The sequence below is a fragment of the Polynucleobacter sp. IMCC 30228 genome (assembly GCF_021395205.1).
Lineage (GTDB): Bacteria > Pseudomonadota > Gammaproteobacteria > Burkholderiales > Burkholderiaceae > Polynucleobacter.
Genome location: NZ_JAJVCS010000002.1, coordinates 271682 through 294169 on the forward strand (window position 1 = coordinate 271682; position 22488 = coordinate 294169).

Annotated in this window: 20 protein-coding genes and 1 tRNA gene; 18 read left to right on the forward strand and 3 right to left on the reverse strand. The window is 45.1% G+C overall.

The genetic code is table 11. The features are described 5' to 3' along the window. The first annotated feature begins 41 nt into the window (after positions 1-41). From LZT21_RS05205 to LZT21_RS05265, 13 genes are all read left to right on the forward strand, one after another. Entirely contained in the window at positions 42-1820 is a 1779-nt protein-coding gene (locus tag LZT21_RS05205; protein WP_233936203.1) for an acetolactate synthase 3 catalytic subunit, read from the forward strand. Beyond that, a complete protein-coding gene (gene ilvN / locus LZT21_RS05210) occupies positions 1820-2311 on the forward strand; it encodes an acetolactate synthase small subunit (protein WP_233923976.1) in 492 nt (163 codons plus the stop codon). Before LZT21_RS05205 ends, ilvN begins: the two co-directional genes overlap by 1 nt. 53 nt (positions 2312-2364) lie before the next feature. Then, entirely contained in the window at positions 2365-3381 is a 1017-nt protein-coding gene (gene ilvC, locus LZT21_RS05215) for a ketol-acid reductoisomerase (RefSeq protein ID WP_233923977.1), read from the forward strand. Between the two features lie 20 nt (positions 3382-3401). Next, positions 3402-4052 (forward strand): phosphatidylserine decarboxylase, encoded by a 651-nt coding sequence (locus tag LZT21_RS05220; RefSeq protein WP_233923978.1) that lies wholly within the window; start codon positions 3402-3404, stop codon positions 4050-4052. Continuing rightward, a complete protein-coding gene (gene pssA / locus LZT21_RS05225; protein WP_233936205.1) occupies positions 4052-4921 on the forward strand; it encodes a CDP-diacylglycerol--serine O-phosphatidyltransferase in 870 nt (289 codons plus the stop codon). The genes LZT21_RS05220 and pssA overlap by 1 nt, the downstream gene beginning before the upstream one ends. 231 nt (positions 4922-5152) lie before the next feature. Further along, positions 5153-6700 (forward strand): 2-isopropylmalate synthase, encoded by a 1548-nt coding sequence (locus tag LZT21_RS05230; protein WP_233989709.1) that lies wholly within the window; start codon positions 5153-5155, stop codon positions 6698-6700. A gap of 136 nt (positions 6701-6836) precedes the next feature. After that, positions 6837-7106 (forward strand): 30S ribosomal protein S15, encoded by a 270-nt coding sequence (rpsO, locus tag LZT21_RS05235; protein ID WP_233923981.1) that lies wholly within the window; start codon positions 6837-6839, stop codon positions 7104-7106. 237 nt (positions 7107-7343) lie between these two features. Further along, complete coding sequence (gene pnp / locus LZT21_RS05240; protein WP_233989710.1) at positions 7344-9527, forward strand: polyribonucleotide nucleotidyltransferase; 2184 nt, start codon at positions 7344-7346, stop codon at positions 9525-9527. A 52-nt stretch (positions 9528-9579) separates the two neighbouring features. Then, positions 9580-10578 (forward strand): NAD(P)H-quinone oxidoreductase, encoded by a 999-nt coding sequence (locus LZT21_RS05245; protein WP_233936214.1) that lies wholly within the window; start codon positions 9580-9582, stop codon positions 10576-10578. A gap of 8 nt (positions 10579-10586) precedes the next feature. Continuing rightward, positions 10587-11345 carry a triose-phosphate isomerase gene (tpiA, locus tag LZT21_RS05250; RefSeq protein WP_233936221.1) on the forward strand — a complete coding sequence of 253 codons (759 nt, stop codon included), beginning with the start codon at positions 10587-10589 and terminating at the stop codon, positions 11343-11345. Positions 11346-11366: 21 nt separating this feature from the next. Further along, positions 11367-11789, forward strand: a complete 423-nt coding sequence (secG, locus tag LZT21_RS05255; protein WP_233989711.1) for a preprotein translocase subunit SecG — start codon at positions 11367-11369, stop codon at positions 11787-11789. 55 nt (positions 11790-11844) lie between these two features. Beyond that, positions 11845-11929, forward strand: a tRNA-Leu gene (locus LZT21_RS05260). 157 nt (positions 11930-12086) lie between these two features. Continuing rightward, a complete protein-coding gene (locus tag LZT21_RS05265; RefSeq protein WP_233989712.1) occupies positions 12087-13751 on the forward strand; it encodes a prolyl oligopeptidase family serine peptidase in 1665 nt (554 codons plus the stop codon). A 34-nt stretch (positions 13752-13785) separates the two neighbouring features. Here the strand turns inward: LZT21_RS05265 and LZT21_RS05270 are convergent, their stop codons facing one another. Genes LZT21_RS05270 through LZT21_RS05280 form a run of 3 tightly spaced genes read right to left on the reverse strand, consistent with a single transcriptional unit; the run spans position 13786 to position 16797 of the window. Next, complete coding sequence (locus LZT21_RS05270; protein ID WP_233936234.1) at positions 13786-14328, reverse strand: hypothetical protein; 543 nt, start codon at positions 14326-14328, stop codon at positions 13786-13788. 52 nt (positions 14329-14380) lie between these two features. Next, the gene (locus LZT21_RS05275; protein WP_233989713.1) at positions 14381-15349 is read right to left on the reverse strand and encodes a tripartite tricarboxylate transporter substrate binding protein; all 969 of its coding nucleotides are present in this window, start codon (positions 15347-15349) and stop codon (positions 14381-14383) included. A 26-nt stretch (positions 15350-15375) separates the two neighbouring features. Then, entirely contained in the window at positions 15376-16797 is a 1422-nt protein-coding gene (locus tag LZT21_RS05280; protein ID WP_233989714.1) for an amidase, read from the reverse strand. Positions 16798-16922: 125 nt separating this feature from the next. Here LZT21_RS05280 and LZT21_RS05285 point away from each other — a divergent pair, with 125 nt between their 5' ends. Genes LZT21_RS05285 through LZT21_RS05305 form a run of 5 tightly spaced genes read left to right on the forward strand, consistent with a single transcriptional unit; the run spans position 16923 to position 22389 of the window. Further along, entirely contained in the window at positions 16923-18752 is a 1830-nt protein-coding gene (locus LZT21_RS05285) for an FAD-dependent oxidoreductase (RefSeq protein ID WP_233989715.1), read from the forward strand. Beyond that, the gene (locus LZT21_RS05290; RefSeq protein ID WP_233989797.1) at positions 18749-20599 is read left to right on the forward strand and encodes a 2-oxoacid:acceptor oxidoreductase subunit alpha; all 1851 of its coding nucleotides are present in this window, start codon (positions 18749-18751) and stop codon (positions 20597-20599) included. The genes LZT21_RS05285 and LZT21_RS05290 overlap by 4 nt, the downstream gene beginning before the upstream one ends. 13 nt (positions 20600-20612) lie before the next feature. Continuing rightward, positions 20613-21668, forward strand: a complete 1056-nt coding sequence (locus LZT21_RS05295) for a 2-oxoacid:ferredoxin oxidoreductase subunit beta (protein WP_233936243.1) — start codon at positions 20613-20615, stop codon at positions 21666-21668. A 26-nt stretch (positions 21669-21694) separates the two neighbouring features. Continuing rightward, a complete protein-coding gene (locus LZT21_RS05300) occupies positions 21695-22135 on the forward strand; it encodes a cyclic nucleotide-binding/CBS domain-containing protein (protein WP_233936252.1) in 441 nt (146 codons plus the stop codon). A gap of 17 nt (positions 22136-22152) precedes the next feature. Then, complete coding sequence (locus LZT21_RS05305; protein ID WP_233936254.1) at positions 22153-22389, forward strand: CDGSH iron-sulfur domain-containing protein; 237 nt, start codon at positions 22153-22155, stop codon at positions 22387-22389. Positions 22390-22488 lie beyond the last annotated feature (99 nt).

Genomic DNA, 22488 nt, shown 5'->3' on the forward strand with positions numbered 1-22488 from the left:
TGACTAAACAATTTTTTGCCGAAAATTGCAAAGGAAATGAAATGAATACCAGCAGCGCAGAATTCTTGGCCTCAAAGGCTAATACCCCCACCGTTTCTCAAAATACTGGCCCCGAAATGATTGGCGCCGAAATGCTCGTTCATGCTTTGCATGCTGAGGGCGTTGAGTATGTTTGGGGTTATCCCGGTGGTGCGGTCCTCTTTATTTATGATGAAATCTTTAAACAAGATAAGTTTGAACACATTTTGGTGCGCCATGAGCAAGCAGCAGTGCATGCTGCCGATGGCTATGCGCGTGCGACTGGTAAGGTTGGTGTTGCCTTAGTTACTTCGGGCCCTGGCGTAACTAATGCTGTTACCGGTATTGCTACAGCGTATACCGATTCAATTCCCATGGTGATTATTTCTGGCAACGTACCTACTTATGCGATTGGTGAAGATGCGTTTCAAGAGGCGGATACCGTTGGTATTACGCGGCCAATCGTTAAGCATAATTTTTTAGTTAAGGACGTTAAGGATTTAGCTTTAACCTTGAAAAAAGCCTTTCATATCGCTCAAACTGGGCGTCCTGGTCCTGTTTTGGTTGATATACCCAAAGACGTTTCGGCAGCGAAGGCCCCGTTTTACTATCCTGCTGAGTTAACAATGCGGTCTTATAACCCAGTGGTAAAGGGTCATAGCGGGCAAATTCGTAAGGCTGTAGCCTTGCTGCAGCAAGCTGAACGTCCTTATATTTATACTGGCGGCGGCATCATTTTAGGCAATGCAGCGCCGGAATTAAAAGCCTTTGCTGATTTATTAGGTTACCCCGTCACTAATACATTGATGGGTTTGGGCGGCTTTCCTGGTACGAGCCCCCAATTTTTGGGCATGCTCGGTATGCATGGAACGTATGAAGCGAATATGGCCATGCAACATAGCGATGTCTTAATTGCGATTGGTGCACGCTTTGACGACCGCGTTATTGGTAATCCCGAACATTTTGCCAGTCATCCGCGCAAAATTATTCATATTGATATTGATCCATCCGTCATTTCGAAGCGGGTTAAGGTAGATGTACCCATTGTTGGCGATCTCAAAGAGGTATTGGTCGAGATGACCGCGCAATTGCAGGCCGCTGGCCCATTAAAAAATGATACTAAGCTCGCCGCATGGTGGCAACAAATTAATGAGTGGCGTAAGAAAGATTGTCTTAAATATGATCGCGACTCACAAATTGTTAAGCCACAGTATGTCGTTGAGAAGTTATTTGAATTGACTGGAGGCGATGCCTTTATTTGCTCCGACGTTGGCCAGCATCAAATGTGGGCAGCACAGTTTTATAAATTTGATCAACCCCGACGCTGGATCAATTCAGGAGGCCTAGGCACGATGGGGGTTGGTTTGCCTTATGCCATGGGGATTAAAAAAGCCTTTCCTGATAAAGATGTCTTCACTATTACGGGTGAGGGCTCGATTCAAATGTGTATTCAAGAATTGTCGACTTGCAAGCAATACAACACACCAGTCAAAATTGTTTCATTAAACAATCGCTACTTGGGTATGGTACGGCAGTGGCAAGAACTCACCTATAACCGCCGCTATTCCAGTTCTTACATGGATTCCTTGCCAGACTTTGTGAAGTTAGCGGAAGCCTTTGGTCACGTCGGCATGTTAATTGAAAAGAAAGCCGATGTTGAGCCTGCTTTAAAAGAAGCTATTCGCCTTAAAGATCGCACAGTTTTTATGGATTTTCAAACCGATCCAGAAGAAAACGTCTGGCCGATGGTGCAGTCGGGCAAAGGCATTACTGAAATGCTGTTAGGTAGCGAGGAGTTGTAATGCGTCACATTATTTCAGTTTTACTTGAAAATGAACCTGGCGCCTTGTCCCGCGTGGTGGGTTTATTTTCGGCGCGTGGTTACAACATTGAAACGCTAAGCGTTGCGCCAACTGAAGATCCCTCACTATCACGTATGACTATCGTCACGATTGGCTCGGATGATGTTATTGAGCAAATTACTAAGCACTTGAATCGCTTGGTTGAAGTTGTCAAGGTATTTGATTTGACTGAAGGCCCACATATTGAGCGTGAATTAATGATGATTAAAGTACGGGCAGTTGGCAAGGAACGCGAAGAATTAAAGCGTACCGCCGATATTTTTCGTGGGCGCATTATCGATGTGACTGATAAATGCTACACCATCGAATTAACTGGCGATAGCACGAAGTTAGATGCGTTTATCGATTCGATTGATCGAGTTTCTATTTTAGAAACCGTCCGTTCTGGCGCAACAGGCATTGGTCGGGGTGAGCGTATTCTTAAAGTGTAATTGGTAGTTTATTTTGTAATAGCGATAACTTATATCAACAAGAAGGAAATAGTATGAGAGTGTTTTACGATAAAGATGCAGATCTATCCTTAATTAAAGGAAAAAATGTGACCATCATTGGTTATGGTTCACAGGGTCATGCACATGCCTTAAATCTGAAAGATTCTGGTGTCAATGTTACGGTGGGCTTGCGTAAACATGGCGCTTCATGGAAAAAAGCTGAACAAGCCGGTTTAGCAGTGAAAGAAGTGGCCGATGCCGTTAAGGACGCCGATGTGGTGATGATGTTATTGCCCGATGAAGATATTGGTGCGGTTTATAAAGCGGAAGTACATAACAATATTAAGCAGGGCGCAGCCTTAGCATTTGCCCATGGTTTTAATGTGCATTATGGTCAAGTAGTGCCACGCGCCGACTTAGATGTGATCATGATTGCCCCTAAAGCGCCTGGTCATACCGTGCGAAATACGTATACCCAAGGTGGTGGCGTGCCTCATCTCATTGCGGTATATCAAGATAAATCAGGTCATGCTCGTGATGTCGCACTCTCTTATGCCACTGCCAATGGCGGTGGACGCGCCGGCATTATTGAAACGAATTTCCGCGAAGAAACTGAGACCGATTTATTTGGTGAGCAAGCAGTGTTGTGCGGCGGCACGGTTGAGTTAATTAAAGCGGGTTTTGAAACTTTGGTTGAAGCTGGCTATGCGCCTGAAATGGCTTACTTTGAATGTTTACATGAATTAAAGCTCATTGTTGATTTAATTTATGAAGGCGGTATTGCCAACATGAATTACTCGATTTCGAATAATGCCGAGTATGGTGAATATGTTTCTGGGCCACGCATTGTGACTGAAGAAACTAAAAATGTCATGCGTCAGTGTTTGAAAGATATTCAAACTGGTGAGTATGCAAAGAGCTTTATTTTGGAGAATAGAGCGGGTGCGCCCACTTTAATTTCCCGTCGTCGTTTAACTGAAGAACATCAGATTGAAGAGGTTGGTGCTAAGTTACGCGCGATGATGCCGTGGATTGCGAAAAATAAATTAGTCGATAAAGCGAAAAACTAAGTGGATATAGGCCAGTTTCGATGATGTATCCCCATCCCCTTATTGCTAAAGAAGGCTGGCCTTATTTAATTGGTTTGGCGATCGTTATTTTGATCGTGCAGCATTTTGGCGGTTTATTGTGGTCGTGGCCGCTGTGGCTCATTTTCTTTTTTGTCTTGCAGTTTTTTCGTGACCCACAGCGTATTGCTCCATTAGGTCGCGATTTAGTAGTGTCGCCTGCTGACGGCCGAATTGTTGCGGTTGAGGTGTGTAATGACCCCTATGCTGATCGCGAGGCATTAAAAATGAGTGTCTTTATGAATGTTTTTAATGTGCACTCGAACCGAATTGCAGTGACGGGGCATATACGTAGCATTCAATATTTTCCGGGCTCGTTTGTGAATGCCGATTTGGACAAAGCCTCTACGCAGAATGAACGCAATGCTGTAGTAATTGAGGCTAACAGCCAAATCATTACTTTAGTGCAGGTAGCAGGGCTCATTGCACGGCGCATTTTATGTTATGTGCATGTTGGCGACCGCGTAAAAAGGGGTGAGCGCTATGGTTTCATTCGCTTTGGTTCGCGGGTTGATGTGTACTTACCTCTAACCGCTGAGCCATTAGTGAGTGTGGGCGATATTGTTTTTGCGACTAAAACTGCGCTAGCGCGTTTACCGGGTTTAGATACGTAATGCCATTTCGTCGCCGTTTACGATTCGATCGTAGCCGTTTAAAGCGCCAGCGTACTTTAGGTCGCGAAGGCGATGCTTGGAATGGAGATACGCATAGCGCGGCCGACGATCATCCTGATTTTGAGGTTGAGCAAGAAATTGAATTGAAGCCTCGCCTGCGTAGCAAGGGAATTTATTTGTTACCTAATGCGTTTACAACCGCTGCTTTATTTTGTGGTTTCTTTGCGATCGTGAATGGCATGAACCACCAATTTGAAACTGCGGCAATTGCAATTTTCGCAGCCTTAGTTTTAGATGGCATGGACGGTCGGGTAGCAAGGATGACCAATACCCAAAGCGCTTTTGGTGAGCAATATGATTCTTTATCTGACATGGTTTCATTTGGCGTTGCGCCGGCTTTGGTGGCGTACGAGTGGGTTTTAAAAGATTTAGGTAAATGGGGCTGGTTAGCTGCCTTTACTTATTGTGCTGGTGCAGCCTTACGACTAGCACGTTTCAATATTAATACCGGCGTCGTTGATAAGAAATTTTTTCAAGGCCTGCCAAGCCCAGCCGCCGCCGCTTTATTAGCAGGCTTTATTTGGTTGGCTGATGACAATAAGTTGCCCGTTAAAGATTACGCCATTCCTTGGGTGACTTTCTTTATAACGGTTTATGCTGGTTTAACGATGGTTTCTAATGGCTACTTTTATAGCGGCAAAGCCTTAGATGTGCGCTACCGCGTGCCATTTTGGGTTATGGTCTTGCTAATTCTGGGTTTTGTGCTGATTTCATCAAACCCCCCGGTGACCTTATTTGCTGTTTTTGTTGCCTATTCAGTCTCAGGATATGTCATTTGGGCTTGGCGTCGCTTTGCCGCTAAAGGCTAAGTAAACTAATTTGATGTATAGTTTATCTATGTTGATGAATTTAACCCCTAATTTAGCCCTGCTTCTATTAGCACTAAGCCTAGCGCTTGGGGCGGGTAAGCCTTGAGTTAATGAAACCAGATTGATTCATTAATCCAAACATACCGGCCCCAGCAAATTGCTGGGGTTTTTGTTTTGTAGTTTGCGTAATGCAGTGCAGATCGATGAGTAGCGATTTATTGGAGAGTAACCATGACAGACAAATTAATTATTTTTGATACCACCTTGCGCGATGGCGAGCAGTCGCCTGGCGCCTCGATGACTAAAGACGAAAAAGTCCGCATTGCGCGACAACTTGAGCGCCTTAAGGTGGATGTGATCGAAGCAGGCTTTGCGGCTAGCTCAGAAGGTGATTTTGACGCGATTTCGGCAGTTGCTGCAGTCGTGAAAGATTCCACTGTTTGTTCTTTAGCGCGTGCCAATGATCGTGATATTACGCGGGCTGCCGATGCATTAAAGGCCGCTAATTCAAAGCGGATTCATACTTTTATTGCCACTAGCCCATTGCACATGGAAGTGAAATTGCGGATGACACCCGACCAAGTCTTAGATCAAGCGATACGCTCAGTTCGCTTCGCACGTAACTTAGCTAATGATGTGGAATTTTCAGCTGAAGACGGGTATCGCTCAGAAATGGATTTTTTGTGTCGCGTATTTGAAGCCGTTATCGATGCTGGAGCAACAACCATTAATGTTCCCGATACCGTTGGCTATGCCATTCCTGAGTTATATGGCGAGTTTATTAAAACTTTGCGTACCCGCGTGCCTAATTCGGATAAAGCGGTTTGGTCGGTACATTGTCATAACGATTTAGGTATGGCGGTGGCTAATTCTTTGGCTGGGGTGAAGATTGGCGGGGCTCGACAAGTTGAGTGCACGATTAATGGTTTAGGTGAGCGCGCTGGTAATACTTCATTGGAAGAAATTGTGATGGCTTTGCGCACCCGTAAAGACTACTTCAATTTAGTTTCAACAATTGATGCCACTCAAATTGTGCCGGCTTCAAAATTGGTTTCCCACATTACGGGCTTTGTCGTGCAGCCCAATAAAGCCGTGGTTGGAGCTAATGCGTTTTCACATGCCTCTGGTATTCATCAAGATGGTATTTTGAAAGCCCGCGAAACCTATGAAATTATGCGGGCTGAAGATGTAGGTTGGTCAGCAAATAAAATAGTCTTGGGTAAGTTATCTGGTCGAAATGCATTTAAACAACGCTTAGATGATTTGGGCTTAACTTTAGAGTCGGAGGCCGACTTTAATGAAGCATTTGTGCGCTTTAAAACCTTGGCAGATCAAAAAGCGGAAATCTTCGACGAAGACATTATTTCGATTATGTCGGAGGCTGCTCATGCTGAAGAACACGATTTTTATCATTTTATTGGCATTAGCCAGCACTCTAAAACCGGTGAAAGACCAATGGCTCGAGTGAGTTTTCGCATGGGTGATACCGACGTCAGTGCAGAGGCTGAAGGCAATGGGCCGGTTGATGCGAGCTTAAACGCAATTGAGACTTTAGCTAAAAGTGGTGCTGAACAGCTTTTGTACTCGGTTAATGCGATTACTTCTGGCACCCAATCGCAGGGTGAAGTGACTGTGCGCTTGGCAAAAGGAGGACGTATTGTGAATGGGGTGGGTACCGATCCTGACATCATTGCAGCTTCAGCTAAAGCCTATTTATCTGCCTTAAACAAGCTTTACGATCCACGGCATGTGAAGTTAAACGCCCAAATGACCCCATAAGCTGCCTTATATCAAGCAGATTGCCCTCTATTTTGAATTCTGCTACAATTCGATGGCTTTGATTTATAAAGCTTTTTTTAATCGCACGACACTAAAAGGGTGAAAGCTCGGGTGTTCGCAAGTAAGGAGTAATACGATGTCAGTAGTTCATAGTCAAACGGCGGAAATCGTCAAAGAAAACGCGCGTAGCGCAAATGATACGGGTAGCCCTGAAGTTCAAGTGGCCTTATTAACCGCTCGTATCAACGACCTTACACCCCATTTCAAGGCAAACGCCAAAGATCATCACAGCCGTCGTGGTTTGTTGAAGATGGTTTCGCGTCGTCGTCGTCTCTTGGATTATCTCAAGGGTAAAGATCTGGATCGTTATCGCGCGTTGATTGAGAAGTTAGGCCTCCGTAAGTAATTGGCTGGCATTTAGTAGCAGTTTGAGTGCTTCTAGATTACCTGTTTAGGGGATCGTGTCATTCCAATGCGTCTCTCAGCCCCCATTGCCCTGCGCTGAGTGCCTCACTGGAATGGCATCCCTTGTAATCTCGAATTGCTCCAGCGTAGTCGAGGCGCTGCATTTCCTCGGCGAGCGTTAAGTAGCTTGTTTTAGCATCCATTTGGAATGCACAAGCACAATTTGGAGAATGAAAAAATGACCATGTTTAATAAAGTAGTAAAGACCTTTCAATGGGGCCAACAGCAAGTAACAATGGAAACGGGTGAAATCGCGCGTCAATCTGGCGGTGCGGTTATGGTAGATATAGGCGATACGGTGGTATTAGCCACTGTTGTAGCTTCAAAATCAGCAAAACCCGGGCAAGATTTTTTCCCTCTTACGGTTGATTATTTAGAAAAAACCTATGCCGCAGGCAAAATTCCTGGTGGCTTTTTCCGCCGTGAAGGACGTCCATCAGAAGGCGAAACCTTAATTTCGCGTTTAATCGATCGCCCAATTCGCCCGCTATTTCCTGAAGGTTTTTATAATGAAGTGCAAGTGGTCATTCATGTTTTATCGATTAACCCCGACATTCCTTCAGACATTCCTGCCTTAATTGCTGCATCAGCGGCTTTATCGATTTCAGGAATTCCGTTTAATGGCCCCATTGGTGCGGCCCGCGTGGGTTATCGTGATGGTCAGTATTTACTTAATCCAACCCGTGCTGAGCAAGCAACCAGCAATCTCGATTTAATTGTGGCTGGTACGCAGGCCGCAGTGTTAATGGTTGAGTCTGAAGCACAACAATTACCAGAAGATGTGATGTTGGGTGCAGTCGTTTATGGCCACGATCAAATGCAAATTGCGATTAACGCCATTCAAGAAATGGTCCGCGAAGCTGGTAAACCCGAATGGGATTGGCAAGCCGCACCGAAGGATGAGCCATTAATTGCCAAGGTGACAGCCCTTGCTGAGGCGCCTTTACGTGAGGCCTATCAAATGCGCCAGAAACAAGCGCGCTCAACCAAGCTCAAAGAAATTAATAAAGAAGTGTTGGCTAAGTTAGCGCTTGACGGTGATATAGATGAAGTTGCTGTGGGTAATATTTTGTTTGAGATTGAAGGCAAAATTGTGCGTAGTCAGATTTTGAATGGTGAACCCCGGATTGACGGGCGCGATACTCGCACTGTTCGCCCAATTGAAATTCGTAGTGGTGTTTTGCCTCGTACCCATGGTTCAGCGCTCTTTACCCGTGGTGAAACCCAGGCTTTGGTAGTTGCTACCTTGGGCACCGCACGCGACGAACAAATTATCGATGCACTTGAAGGCGAGCACCGTGATCGTTTCATGTTCCACTACAACATGCCTCCATTCGCTACTGGTGAAACCGGTCGGGTTGGTAGCCCGAAGCGTCGCGAAATTGGCCATGGTCGTTTAGCGAAGCGCGCACTCATTCCTGTGTTACCAAACCCAGAAGATTTTGCTTATAGCATTCGAGTTGTTTCTGAAATTACTGAATCAAATGGTTCTTCATCGATGGCTTCAGTCTGCGGTGGTTGTTTAGCCTTAATGGATGCAGGTGTCCCTGTTAAAGCACACGTTGCTGGCGTAGCAATGGGCCTCATTTTAGATGGCAACCGATTTGCTGTCTTAACTGATATTTTGGGTGATGAAGATCATTTAGGCGATATGGACTTCAAGGTAGCCGGCACAGCAAATGGCATTACCGCTTTGCAAATGGATATCAAAGTACAAGGCATTACCAAGGAAATTATGCAAGTGGCTTTAGCGCAAGCTAAAGAAGGTCGTCTACATATTCTGAGCAAAATGCAAGAAGCGATGGGCTCGGTTCGTACCGAGTTATCAGAGCATGCTCCCAGAATGGTGTCCTTCAAAATTCATCCCGATAAAATTCGTGAAGTAATCGGTAAGGGTGGCGCTACCATTCAAGCCTTAACTAAAGAAACGGGTTGCAGCATCAATATTGAAGATGATGGTACGGTTACCATTGCCTCTACCAGCGCTGATGGCTTAGCTGAAGCAAAGAGCCGAATTGAGGGCATTACCGCTGAAGCTGAGGTAGGCAAGATTTATGAAGGCCCTGTAGTGAAGTTGCTTGAATTTGGCGCCTTAATTAATATTCTGCCCGGCAAAGATGGTCTTTTGCATATTTCCGAAATTGCTAATGAGCGCGTGAAAGAAGTCAAAGATTATTTGCAGGAAGGTCAAATTGTGCGAGTGAAGCTATTGGCTGCCGATGAACGTGGTCGTTTACGCCTGTCATTAAAAGCAGCAATGGCTGAAGAGGGTGGCACAATTGCACCCTTAGCGGCTGGTGCTAGTAGCTCGCCTACTGCTGAATCTGCTGAAAGTTCACCTGCGAATGGTGAAACGGTCTAAGTAAAAGAGTTTTTACTTAGACAAATGATCTGATTGTGAACGGAGATGACCGATGCGCGTGATTGAAATTCGTGAACACGGTGCGCCTGAAGTCTTAGTTTCAAGCACTCGTCCTGATCCTGCTGTACCAGCGGCGGGTTCTGGCGAAGTGTTAATTCGGGTTTTAGCTGCTGGTATTAATCGCCCCGATGTATTGCAACGCAAGGGTCATTACCCCGTTCCTGCTGGCGCCTCTGATATCCCCGGCCTTGAAGTCGCTGGCGAGATTATCGGTGGCGATTTAGCGCATGCCGACAATACTTTTGGCCTTAAGTTAGGCGATAAAGTCTGTGCCTTGGTGCAGGGCGGTGGTTACGCTGATTTATGTTTGGCTCCCATTGCGCAATGTTTGCCTTATCCAATTGGTTTTAGCGACCTAGAAGCGGCAGCCTTACCCGAAACCTTTTTTACCGTATGGAGCAATGTCTTCATGCGCGGTGCGCTGGCTAAGGGCGAAACTTTATTAGTGCAGGGCGGGTCTAGCGGTATCGGGGTTACTGCGATATTAATTGCCAAGGCTCTAGGTCATCGTGTTTTAGTTACTGCAGGTAGCGATGAAAAATGCGCTGCTTGTATAAAGTTAGGCGCCGATGTTGCCATTAATTATAAAACCCAAGATTTTGTTGTAGAAGTTAAAAAGGCGACTAATGACAAAGGCGTGAATGTAATTTTAGATATGGTTACAGGTGCCTACGTACAGCGCGAAATTGATTGCTTGGCCGATGATGGCCGCATTGTGATTATTGCAATTCAAGGTGGCTCGAAGGCAGAAGTCAATACGGGTCAAATTTTACGGCGGCGCCTAACGATTACCGGCTCTACTTTACGACCGAGACCAGTTGCTTTTAAAAAGCAAATTGCGCAAGCTTTGTATTCACAAATTTGGCCTTTACTAAATGCTGGTCAATTAAAGCCTGTAATTTATAAAACCTTCAGCATGAATGACGCTGCCGCTGCGCATCGCTTAATGGAATCGAGCGAGCATGTGGGCAAAATTATTCTCTCGGCTTAATTCAGCATATGCGCCCACTCATTATTATTGCTAATTGGAAAATGCACGGCAGCTTTAGCCGTAATCAAACTTGGTTTCAAGAGGTATGTCGCACAATGGAGCAGGGCATGCCTTCGGGTCGACGGTATGCGGTATGTGCACCATTTCCTTATTTAGCTCAATGTGCAGAGTTAATTCGCGCCGGCGGAATTGCCACCCTCAGCTTAGGCGCACAAGACGTATCAGCTCATCTTGATGGCCCCTATACCGGTGAAGTATCTGCTCCCATGTTAGCTGAGCTTGCCTGTTCTTATGTCATTGTTGGCCATTCCGAGCGGCGTGAGTTACACCACGAAACTGATGAACATATTGCCGAGAAAGCATTACTTGCTTTAGACCATGGCTTAACTCCCATAATTTGTGTGGGTGAAACTGCCGATCAGCGTAATTCAGGTCGAGCAGAAGAAGTGGTGCGCTCACAAATTGCACGTCAAGTTGCAGTTTTGCAAGATCGCTTGGTCGACTCTTTAATTGCTTACGAGCCTGTATGGGCTATAGGCACCGGTAAAGTAGCTACAGCCCAAGTAGCTCAAGATATGCACCGCGCTATTCGCTACCAATTGGCTGAATTTAATGAAGAAGTCGCTTCACATATAGCTATTTTATATGGTGGTAGTGTTAAACCTGAGAATGCTGCGGAATTATTTGTCATGCCTGATATTGATGGCGCTTTAGTGGGCGGCGCTTCGTTAATAGCACACGATTTTCTTGCGATTTGCAGAGCGTAAATATTTTATTGGAGATTGAGTATGGAATGGTTTTTAACCCTATTAACTGTATTGCAGATAGTTTCTGCCTTAAGCGTAATTGGCTTAGTTTTATTGCAGCAAGGTAAGGGTGCTGATATGGGTGCTGCATTTGGCTCTGGCGCTTCCGGTAGTGTCTTTGGTGCCAGTGGCTCGGCTAATTTTCTTTCACATGCCACTGCTATTTTTGCCACCGTATTTTTCTTAAGTACTTTGGGGCTTACTTGGGTGGGCAATAAAAAAACTACCGTGCCTGGCGTACTCTCAGGGTCTACGCTACCTGCGACTGGTGATGTGCCAGTGCCAGTAGCGCCTGTTGCGCCAAATGCACCTCCAGCTAGCCCAGCAAAAAATGCTGCCGCACCAGCTTCAGCAACAGAGCCTGCCGCAGCTAAAGATGTCGGTAAGCCAGTAGTACCAAAGTAATTCCTATTTTGACAGGAAGTTGTAAAATTTTAGATGTTCAGTCATTTTGTAATATGCCGACGTGGTGAAATTGGTAGACACGCTATCTTGAGGGGGTAGTGGCTTAGGCTGTGCGAGTTCGAGTCTCGCCGTCGGCACCAAATGATTTTTAAATGCTATTTGGCAGGATTCAGTATTATTGTTATCGAGCTCCCCCGATAAGTAGACTTGACCTTCATATTTTGCATCATCTACTGTAAAATATTTGTTACTATTATTAGGCGTGTAATAAATTAACATATTTATGCGGAGTAGCGAATGAATACAAAACTTTCTTTGTTCCTAGTTTCTTTAAGTACAGTATTTATCGTGTCCGCTTGTGGTGGTGAAGGCAGCATATCAAGTACTACACCTGCAAATAATGCAGCCTCAGCCATTCCTATGGCCGCCGCAGTAGATACTATAGGAAATAATAATTCAGGGTATCCAGCGGGACCTAACCTAGGTGGGTACTATTCTAGCGCCGCACCAACTTGCGGTTCTTCGCCTACTGTAGAGTGTCTCGAGCGAGTTTATGAATCAAATTTTTGCCAGCTTGATCAAGGAGGCAGTCTTGCATCGGCCCAGTGCCAAGCAAATATTGCATATATTGCCAGTCAACCTGAAACTGGAAATTTTGATTTAAACAAAAAACCAATTCTGAATAATAGCGTAGGAGTAACAGGAGTTAATTTTTCTTCTATAAATTACGCCACTACTGTACCTCTACCGAATGGCAACCAAACATTTACAGTTTCTGGTGGGTTGGCTATGCCAACGGGAATTGAAAAGTCGAAAATCAAGGGGGTTATCACCTATTTTCATGGGACTCAACTAGATAATCAAGATGTTGGATCAAATATTTCAAGTCCTAACACTTTACTGGCTTTATCTGTGTTCACCTCGCAAGGTTATATTGTGGTGCTACCCGACTATATTGGTCAGGGAGCTAATTATGGGGATGTACACCCATATGTTATCTATCCACAAGCAACTGCTAAAACAGCAATTGATATGCTAAGCGCAGTCAAGCAAAGCATTCAAAGTCAATACGGTTATGTTGCCACCGATAAGTTAAAATTATTTTCAATCGGTTATTCTGAAGGTGGGGCATATTCTCTGTGGTTCAATGCTTATATAAACGATAACCCAAAAGTGTTAGACGCCTTCTATACCTTAACCCATTCGGTTGGCGCCGAGGGTGCATACAGCACATCCGATGTAACAAAAAGTTTTTTATTTGCAGATGTGAGTAAGTCTCCAAACTTATTTAATATTCAAAATCAATGGCTAACTAATGGAGTTAAACCCGCATTATTTGCTGATGCGATGTTGTCTTTTGCTACCTATTCACTGAATGCTGATTTCAGCTTATTTAATCCTGCCTTTTATGCTCTGACTTGTGGTAATTCATTACTAGCTGATCAAGCTAAATGCAAATTTGGTGCGACAAAATATAATTTGGCCCAATCTTTTAGATTGAGTGCTACCTCTCCTGCATCTCAAGTGCTTAATAGTGCCTTTGGCAAAACTATGGGTAACTATACCTTTATAGAAAATGAATTAATGCTTTTTATATCGTCGCATAATAGCGCCTTCTCTTTACTGAGTTCGGAGGATCTTGCTAATGGCAGCACTGCAATTGGCGCTAAACTCAATGCTGCGCTAGTAGCAGCAGATGTAAATTTAAGTAACATACCGAATCGGAGTGTATCTATCATTACGCTCGACCAAGACTCCGTAGTAAGTCCTAATAATTATGATGTTTTATTGGGAAAATATGCGGCAAAAATTAAAACGGCTATTAAAATTCCGGCTGAAATGATTCAAGTTGTTTCTCCCCTCTCAACCAATAAATCAGCTTTAAAATACATGCCAACGGATCATATTGAGGGGAACGCATATACATTTTTATATGCCCTCAATATTTTTAATCAGTTTTAAAATACACTATACCTCTCTGTATCAAGGGCTTCCATTATTTACCCAACACGCTCATATAGCCCGTCAGATAAGAGATGGAAAAGAAGAGGGTATTAGTAATACCTTTTTTAGAGCTGACATTAATTTCAAAGCCGGTTTTCTTTTTTTGAACCAAAAAGTCTTCGCTAAGCTCGATTGAAATTTCCTCACCAAATTCGCAACCCATAGAACCGCATGGGCCGGCCATTCGATTAAGCGATTTAAATGGCACAGTTGCACCATTCACGATTTGAGCCGATTGATATTCACGCATTCCATTCAAGTAAATGAGTTTTCCCACTGCGCGATAGGTCACATGCCCATGTGAATTTTTAGTAGCTACTAAACCAAACTGCTCACTAGTATTATCTGCGCCGATAGTAAAAATTTCTGGCCCAATATAAGTCACACTTTGATCAGTAGTCGAAGTTTTAATTTGAGTCGCTTTTGCTACCGAGGCAACTTCATCCGAGCTAATAACAATTTCATGGCTTGCGCAGGCAGTGAGCAAAATCCCAACCGTGAAGAGGGATAGAATTTTAAATAGCTTGGCGGGCATGGGCAGCTTTAATGAGAAGGGATGCGTGATTCTAGCCTGAATTTTTGATAGGCTAATCGACTGACGCACCAGAGGCTTTCACCACCTTTTCCCATTTTTGAGTTTCAGCTGCAATAATTTTGCCAAAATCTTCTGGCGTACCAGGAATGGGTACTCCACCTAGCTCTGCAAGTTTTTCTCGCATTTTTGGTTCTGCCAAAATGCGATTTACTTCGGCGTTTACTCGATCAATTGCAGCGCGTGGTGAACCCTTTGGCATACCAATGCCAAACCAAGCAGTAGCTTCATAGCCAGGAACAGTTTCTGCGATCGTGGGTACATTGGGCAAAGAAGGGTCACGCGCCGCAGAGGTAACCGCTAAGGCACGCAGACTGCCAGACTTAATATGGCCTGCAGATGAAGGCAAGTTATCAAATAAGACTTGTACTTGACCAGCCATCAGGTCTACTAAAGCTGGGCCTGCGCCTTTATAGGGAACATGCAACATATTACAACCCGTCATCGATTTAAATAGTTCGCCTGATAAATGCACTGAAGTGCCACTACCCGAGGATGCCATATTGACTTTGCCGGGATTAGCTTTGCAGTAAGCAATAAATTCAGCCACTGTTTTAATGGGCAATGAGGGTGGAATGACCATTACATTCGGGGTACGCACAATGCCAGCTACGGGAGCGATATCACGTATAAAGTTGTAATTCAGATTTTTGTAAAGCGAGGCATTAATACCATTAGCTGGATTGACGAGCAACATCGTGTAACCATCGGGCGCCGACTTAATGACAAATTCAGTGCCAATATTATTACCGCCACCAGGCTTATTTTCAACAATAACACTTTGCCCTAATAGTTGTGTTAATGGTTGAGCCATAATGCGAGCAAGGACATCTGTAGTGCCAGCAGGGGGATAAGGTACGACCCATTTAATTGGTCGCTCGGGATAGTCGGCTGCCGCAACTGGATTGATTAAAATAATAAAGGTGCAAATGCCCGTTAAAACAATTTTGCTAAGGGATGTCATATGGTCTCCTGATTATTTTTTCTATATTACAAGCAAATTGGAGGTCGTGTTAGACCAAATTGGGTGCTTTGTTCAAAAGCATACGCTAATTGCAAAACGTCAAAGTCGGCGCGGTGGCGCCCGACAATTTGGACGCCTACTGGCAGCCCAGTAGCAGTAAACCCGCCCGGCACTGAAATAGCCGGATTGCCTAAAGCGCTAATTAAATAGAGTGATTTCTGCCAGTCGATATAGGTCTGCATCGGCACCCCATTGATATCGCGTGGATAGTCGAGATCAAGCGAAAAGGGCAGAACTTGATTAACGGGCAAGATTAAAAACTCATATTGAGCCATAAATTCGCGCATGCGGTGGTAGAGCTCGGTGCGTTTAGCTTCAGCACGAGCCAACTGGGGCCCAGTGATGGGTATGCCTTGTTCGGCATTCCAAATGACCGTATCTTTGAATTTTTTACCATGTTCTGCCATCAAAGGGGTGATGCGCAGCTCAGTACGCCATGCGCGCCACAACATAAAGATCTCATCTGCTTCGGCAATATCGGGTTCGGCGTTGACTACTTCACAGCCCAATGCCTCAAAGACCGAGCGTGAAGCTTCTAAAACGGTAGCGACTGCAGGCTCGACGGGTAGTCCACCCAAGTTTGCGCTAAAGGCGATTTTGACGCCACGGAAATCTCGGCTTAGTGGCTGGTTAAAAATAGTGCCAGGGGCCTCAAGTGCAATCGGTGAGCGATCATCAGGCCCCGCCATGGCTGACATCGCTAAGGCTAAATCAGGCACATTGCGGGCCATGGGTCCCGCTACACTCATGGTGTACCAGCCTAACTGATCGGGCCAATTGGGCACGCGACCAACTGAGGGGCGTAAACCCACCACATTGCAAAAATTGGCTGGATTGCGCAGCGAGCCACCTAAATCGGTGCCATCGGCTAAAGCAATCATGCCAGTAGCTAAAGCAACGGCACCCCCACCAGAAGAGCCACCACAGGTTTTACTCAAATCGTAAGGGTTTGGGGTAGCGCCAAATACAGCATTAAAAGTTTGACTACCAGCCCCAAACTCAGGCGTATTAGTTTTGCCTAAACTAATAGCGCCAGCTTTTTTAAGCCGTTCAACTGGCAATGAATCTACTTCTGGTACGTAGTCTTTGAAGGCTAGCGAGCCAAAGGTGGTTCTCACCCCTTTAGTGAGAAATAAATCTTTGTGGGCCACTGGTAAGCCATGTAAGACCCCAATAGGTGCGCCAGTTGCGATTTGTAAGTCGGCCCTGTGAGCCTCTTGCATGGCTGAATCTGCAGTGAGGGTAACGATAGCATTTAGGGTAGGATTGAAGCGTTCAATTTGATCTAAGTGTGCTTGAATTACTTGTGTGGCTGATAGTTTTTTGGTACGCATGAGCATTGCTAGTTGCGTAGCCGGAAGGAAACAGAGATCAGAATTGAAGGACATATTTTGCTATTTTTAGCCGGTTAGGGTTTTACTTTAGCTCGCAGAAAATGGGTAGAATGGGCAAGCATAATACTATTTATAAATTCGCTTATAAAACTTGATTAATCCACGAATAGGGGATAGCTTTGCAAGCTACTAATATTAATAATCCTGCTTATTTTCATAAAGTAGTCGATTGTCAGTGGGCATGCCCAGCTCACACCCCTGTTCCTGAATATATCCGCCTCATTGCACAGGGTCAATATACCGATGCCTATATGGTTAATTGGGTATCGAACGTCTTTCCTGGAATTCTCGGCCGCACCTGTGACCGCCCGTGCGAGCCCGCCTGTCGTCGCGGTAGAGTGGAAGAGAATAATGGCGCTGATCCTGAACCAGTAGCCATTTGTCGTTTAAAACGCGTTGCCGCTGATTTTAAAGACGATGTGAAGGCACGGATGCCTAAGATAGCAAAAAAAAATGGTAAACGCATTGCTTGTGTGGGCGCTGGTCCATCATCGTTAACGGTAGCCCGCGATTTAGCACCTTTAGGTTATGAAGTAACAGTGTTCGATGGCGAGCAGCGAGCTGGGGGATTTATTCGTTCACAAATACCGCGTTTTCGTTTGCCCGAATCGGTAATTGATGAGGAGACTGGATATATCCTCGATTTGGGGGTTCACTTTAAAGGTGGTGAGCGCATTACTTCAATGAGTGCTTTGTTAGCCGCTGGTTTCGATGCAGTTTATGTGGGCTCTGGGGCTCCCCGTGGCAGAGATCTAGATCTGCCTGGACGCCAAGCAGCAGCCGAGCAAATTTATATTGGAATTGATTGGTTGGCTTCTGTTTCTTTCGGGCATATTACGAGCATTGGCAAAAAAGTGATTGTGTTAGGCGGTGGGAATACCGCAATGGATTGTTGCCGTTCGGCTAGACGGTTAGGCAGCACGGATATTAAAGTCATTGTGCGCAGCGGCTTTGATGAAATGAAAGCCTCGCCTTGGGAAAAAGAGGATGCGATTCATGAAGGGATTCCAATTATTAACTTTCATGTGCCAAAAACTTTCGAGGTGCAAAACGGTAAATTAATTGGCATGACGTTTGCGGTAGTCGAGGCGGTTTATAACGAACAGGGCGAACGGAAATTAATCTCTAATGGCGAGGCCGATATCTTTATTGAATGCGATACGGTGTTATTAGCTGTGGGACAAGAAAATGCCTTTCCTTGGATTGAGGCAAATAGCGGTATTCAGTTTAATCGCCATGGCCTGCCAGAGCTAGATGCGATTTCTTTTCAATCAACCAATCCGCTGGTGTTCTTTGGTGGCGATGCCGCATTTGGCCCCAAAAATATTATTACTGCAGTAGCGCATGGTCATGAAGTAGCGGTCTCAATCGATCGTTTTCTACATCATGAATCGCCAGACCTTAGACCGCCTCCCCGCACCAATTTAATGTCACAAAAAATGGGGATTCATGAGTGGAGCTATCACAATGATGTGTCTGTAGATTTACGCTTTCCAGTGCCATGGGCTGAAGCAGCAAAGGCATTAGCCAATATTCGGGTTGAGGTTGAATTAGGCTTTGACGCCGCTACTGCATTTAAAGAGGCCAATCGTTGTTTAAATTGCGATGTCGAAACTGTCTTTACTCGTGAAACTTGCATTGAGTGCGATGCCTGTGTGGATATCTGCCCAATGGACTGTATTACCTTCACTGAAAACGGTGATGAGCCTGATTTGCGTTTACGTTTAAAAGCACCCGCTACTAATCTCACCCAAGCGCTTTATGTCTCAGCGAATCTGAAATCGGGGCGAGTGATGGTGAAAGATGAGGACGTCTGCTTACACTGCGGCTTATGTGCCGAGCGGTGCCCAACTGGCGCATGGGATATGCAGAAATTTTTGTTAGAAACGACGCAGGCTGGCCCAGCATGCCGAGACCAAAAATTGCACCTCCCGGTGGAGTTGGTATGAAGCGTATTGAAGCGATTAATGATTTCGTAATTAAGTTTGCTAATGTCAACGGCTCTGGATCTGCTTCTGCCAATGAGCTCTTTGCTAAAGCTATTCTACGGATGGGTGTGCCAGTTAGCCCGCGAAATATTTTTCCGAGCAATATTCAGGGTATGCCAACTTGGTATGAGGCGCGCGTTTGCTCTAAAGGATATTTAGGGCGCCGAGGAGGGGTTGACATCATGGTAGCGATGAATCCCCAAACTTGGGATGCCGATGTCGCCGAAATTGAGCCCAATGGTTATCTTTTTTATGATTCAACTCGCTCGATACCTGAGACTCAATTTCGCCAAGACGTGCATACCATTGGCGTACCTCTAACTGAAATTAGTAATGCTAATTATCCCGATGCCCGCCAACGTCAATTATTTAAAAATATTATTTATGTTGGCGCTTTATCGGCTTTGTTAAAGGTCGATACTGCGGTTTTTGAAAAATTGTTTGCTGAGCAATATAAAGGCAAGGAAATTTTGCTTGATTCTAATATTAAAGCTTTTCATTTAGGCTATAACTACATTCAAAAGCATTTTAAAGATGCCTTGGGTATTCAAGTGCGCCGTGAAGATCAAGTCGGGGAGAAAATTTTTATTGATGGCAATAGCGCCATTGCGTTGGGCTGTGTTTATGGTGGCGCGACCGTGGCAGCTTGGTATCCAATTACACCGTCATCTTCGGTTCCAGAAGCCTTCCAAAAATATTGTGAACGTTTTCGAGTCGACAAAAAAACTGGGCATGATCGTTTTGCCATCATTCAAGCTGAAGATGAGTTAGCTTCAATTGGTATTATTATTGGCGCTGCTTGGAATGGGGCGCGGGCATTCACTGCGACCTCAGGCCCAGGTATTTCGCTGATGACAGAATTTATTGGCTTGGCTTACTTTGCTGAAATTCCGGTTGTCATTATTGATGTACAGCGGGGTGGGCCTTCCACGGGAATGCCGACTAGAACTCAGCAATCAGATTTGCTGGCCTGTGCTTATGCCTCGCATGGCGATACTAAACATGTTTTACTTTTTCCTGAAGATCCCTATGAATGCTTCGAGCAATCAGCCGCGGCGCTAGATTTAGCTGAGTTATTACAGACCCCTATATTTTTAATGACCGATTTAGATATTGGCATGAATCAGCGTTTAAGCAAACCATTTTCGTGGGATGAACGGGAAGCATATTACCGAGGCAAGGTGATGTCATTCGCAGACCTAGAAGCGGGGAAAGATTTTGGCCGCTATAAAGATGTTGATGGCGATGGTATTCCTTGGCGTACTTTACCGGGTACTCATCCCACTAAGGGTAGTTTTTTTACCCGCGGCACAACCCGTGACCCCTATGCTCGTTATTCTGAGCGAGGGCCTGACTATATTTACAACATGGAGCGCTTAATACAGAAATTTAAAGTGGCAGCGGATTTAGTGCCGCAGCCAATAATTGAGCAAGGCAAAACCCCCAGCCAATTTGGAGTAATTTATTTCGGCTCAACCAGCCCAGCAATGCAAGAAACGCTCGATGTGCTGCGGGCTGATAACATCGTGCTTGATGCGATGCGAATTCGGGCTTTTCCTTTTTCTAAGGTGGTTAGTGATTTTATTGCCCAGCATGAGAAAGTTTTTGTGGTCGAGCAGAATCGCGATGCCCAAATGCATACCTTGCTAACGACTGAATTAGCCATTGATCCAGCTCATCTCATCAAAATATTGCATTATGACGGGACGCCTATTACCGCACGTTTTATAGTGGCGGCGATCAATCAATATTTGAAAGCAGAGGCCTCCACCAAATCGAATGCACGCCTAGAGAAGGAATCATCATGAAGAAAGAATCAGCATGACGTACATTGCTAAGCCGAGCATGCATCACCCGAGTTTAAGTACCAATAAGGTGGGCTATACCAGACGTGATTATGAGGGGCGTATTTCTACCTTATGTGCAGGTTGCGGGCATGACTCAATTTCTGCAGCAATTGTGCAGGCTTGCTGGGAAATGGATATTGAACCGCATCGAGTCGCTAAATTATCAGGTATTGGATGCAGCTCTAAAACTCCTGACTATTTTCTGGGCGCTTCCCATGGGTTTAATACCGTGCATGGCAGAATGCCCTCAGTATTAACTGGCGCTAATTTAGCGAATCGTGACCTTTTATATTTAGGCGTTTCGGGCGATGGTGATTCTGCTTCAATTGGTTTAGGTCAATTTGCCAACGCCATGCGGCGGAGTGTAAGAATGACTTACATCGTTGAAAATAACGGTGTCTATGGCCTCACTAAAGGGCAATTTTCTGCCACTGCCGATCGTGGTTCGAAAAGCAAGAAGGGGATTGTTAATAACGATAGCCCAATTGATTTAGTGGGCTTAGCTTTACAGTTGGGCGCGACCTATGTAGCGCGCAGTTTTTCTGGTGATAAAGAACAATTAGTGCCTTTGATTAAAGGCGCGATTGGTCATGGTGGCGCAGCTTTTATTGACGTAATTAGCCCCTGCGTCACTTTTAATAATCATGGCGGTAGTACTAAAAGTTACGATTATGTAAGGCAACATAATGAAGCAGTTAGTCGTATTGATTTTATCTCCCAGCACTCGGAAATTACCACTGCGTATGCCCCTGGCGAAGTGGTTGAAGTACTACAGCATGATGGTAGTTATTTAAGGTTGCGTAAATTGGATGATAATTATGATCCCACTAATCGCTATGCAGCCTTAAGCTACATCAATGAACATCAAGAACGCGGCGAAGTGGTGACGGGTTTGCTGTATTTAGATCCGCTTGCCAGCGATTTACATGAAGCGTTAAATACGTGTGTAGAACCGTTGAATTCTTTGGGTGTAGCTGAGCTATGTCCAGGGTCTGAGGCTTTGGCAAAAATAAACGCCTCCTTACGATAAAACATTTATTTTTTTAGGTGCGAATGATGACTGAACGATCTGTCTCCAAATCTATTGTGCATAGTAACTTAGTGCGTTTGCCGCCGAGCGCGACCATTCTAGATGCAGCGCGCACGATGACCAAGGCAAACTGTGGCAGCGTCCTAATTATTTCACCAAATGGCGTCTTAGAGGGTATTGTGACCGAGCGCGATTTAATGACGCGGGTATTAGCTAAGGGCTTGATTCCAGAAAAAACGCTTGTATCTCAGGTGATGACTCCTAATCCCCATTGTGTGCCCCCTGAAATGATTGTGTCACATGCAGTAATGATCATGATTGAACGCGGTTTTAGGCATTTACCCATTGTTGCTGATGATGGAAAAATATTAGGGGTTTTTTCTGCACGCGATGCCTTGCCGAGAGAAATTAGTGATGCCCTTAGTTTGGCTGAATTTCATGATCAGATGAATGATCCGTTGGTTTAATTGAATAGGGGCATGCAATGGAAAGAAAAATCGCCAAGAATGAGCCATATCCTGTAGAGGTTCAGGCTGGCAAAACGTATGCGTGGTGTTCCTGCGGGCTCAGCAAAACTCAGCCTTTTTGTGATGACTCGCATCAAATCACCGACTGTATGCCCTTTGAATTTACGGCTACTGAAAGTAAGGTCATGTATTTCTGCGGGTGCAAACAAACCGTCTCTCCCCCCCTTTGTGATGGGTGCCACCGAGCACTATAGGGGGTCAGTGAGAAGGGCATTGGCTAGGTGCGGTTTAAGCCGCATATTCAGGCCCCAAGAATAGGCTTATTTCCCCCGAATTTCAGCTAGTCTAGAGGA

What these genes read in the sequence shown, in the direction of transcription:
- LZT21_RS05205 (WP_233936203.1), top strand. Translation starts at nt 42, where the DNA reads ATGAATACCAGCAGCGCAGAATTCTTGGCCTCAAAGGCTAATACCCCC.
- ilvN (WP_233923976.1), top strand. Translation starts at nt 1,820, where the DNA reads ATGCGTCACATTATTTCAGTTTTACTTGAAAATGAACCTGGCGCCTTG.
- ilvC (WP_233923977.1), top strand. Translation starts at nt 2,365, where the DNA reads ATGAGAGTGTTTTACGATAAAGATGCAGATCTATCCTTAATTAAAGGA.
- LZT21_RS05220 (WP_233923978.1), top strand. Translation starts at nt 3,402, where the DNA reads ATGATGTATCCCCATCCCCTTATTGCTAAAGAAGGCTGGCCTTATTTA.
- pssA (WP_233936205.1), top strand. Translation starts at nt 4,052, where the DNA reads ATGCCATTTCGTCGCCGTTTACGATTCGATCGTAGCCGTTTAAAGCGC.
- LZT21_RS05230 (WP_233989709.1), top strand. Translation starts at nt 5,153, where the DNA reads ATGACAGACAAATTAATTATTTTTGATACCACCTTGCGCGATGGCGAG.
- rpsO (WP_233923981.1), top strand. Translation starts at nt 6,837, where the DNA reads ATGTCAGTAGTTCATAGTCAAACGGCGGAAATCGTCAAAGAAAACGCG.
- pnp (WP_233989710.1), top strand. Translation starts at nt 7,344, where the DNA reads ATGACCATGTTTAATAAAGTAGTAAAGACCTTTCAATGGGGCCAACAG.
- LZT21_RS05245 (WP_233936214.1), top strand. Translation starts at nt 9,580, where the DNA reads ATGCGCGTGATTGAAATTCGTGAACACGGTGCGCCTGAAGTCTTAGTT.
- tpiA (WP_233936221.1), top strand. Translation starts at nt 10,587, where the DNA reads ATGCGCCCACTCATTATTATTGCTAATTGGAAAATGCACGGCAGCTTT.
- secG (WP_233989711.1), top strand. Translation starts at nt 11,367, where the DNA reads ATGGAATGGTTTTTAACCCTATTAACTGTATTGCAGATAGTTTCTGCC.
- LZT21_RS05265 (WP_233989712.1), top strand. Translation starts at nt 12,087, where the DNA reads ATGAATACAAAACTTTCTTTGTTCCTAGTTTCTTTAAGTACAGTATTT.
- LZT21_RS05270 (WP_233936234.1), bottom strand. Translation starts at nt 14,328, where the DNA reads ATGCCCGCCAAGCTATTTAAAATTCTATCCCTCTTCACGGTTGGGATT.
- LZT21_RS05275 (WP_233989713.1), bottom strand. Translation starts at nt 15,349, where the DNA reads ATGACATCCCTTAGCAAAATTGTTTTAACGGGCATTTGCACCTTTATT.
- LZT21_RS05280 (WP_233989714.1), bottom strand. Translation starts at nt 16,797, where the DNA reads ATGTCCTTCAATTCTGATCTCTGTTTCCTTCCGGCTACGCAACTAGCA.
- LZT21_RS05290 (WP_233989797.1), top strand. Translation starts at nt 18,749, where the DNA reads ATGAAGCGTATTGAAGCGATTAATGATTTCGTAATTAAGTTTGCTAAT.
- LZT21_RS05295 (WP_233936243.1), top strand. Translation starts at nt 20,613, where the DNA reads ATGACGTACATTGCTAAGCCGAGCATGCATCACCCGAGTTTAAGTACC.
- LZT21_RS05300 (WP_233936252.1), top strand. Translation starts at nt 21,695, where the DNA reads ATGACTGAACGATCTGTCTCCAAATCTATTGTGCATAGTAACTTAGTG.
- LZT21_RS05305 (WP_233936254.1), top strand. Translation starts at nt 22,153, where the DNA reads ATGGAAAGAAAAATCGCCAAGAATGAGCCATATCCTGTAGAGGTTCAG.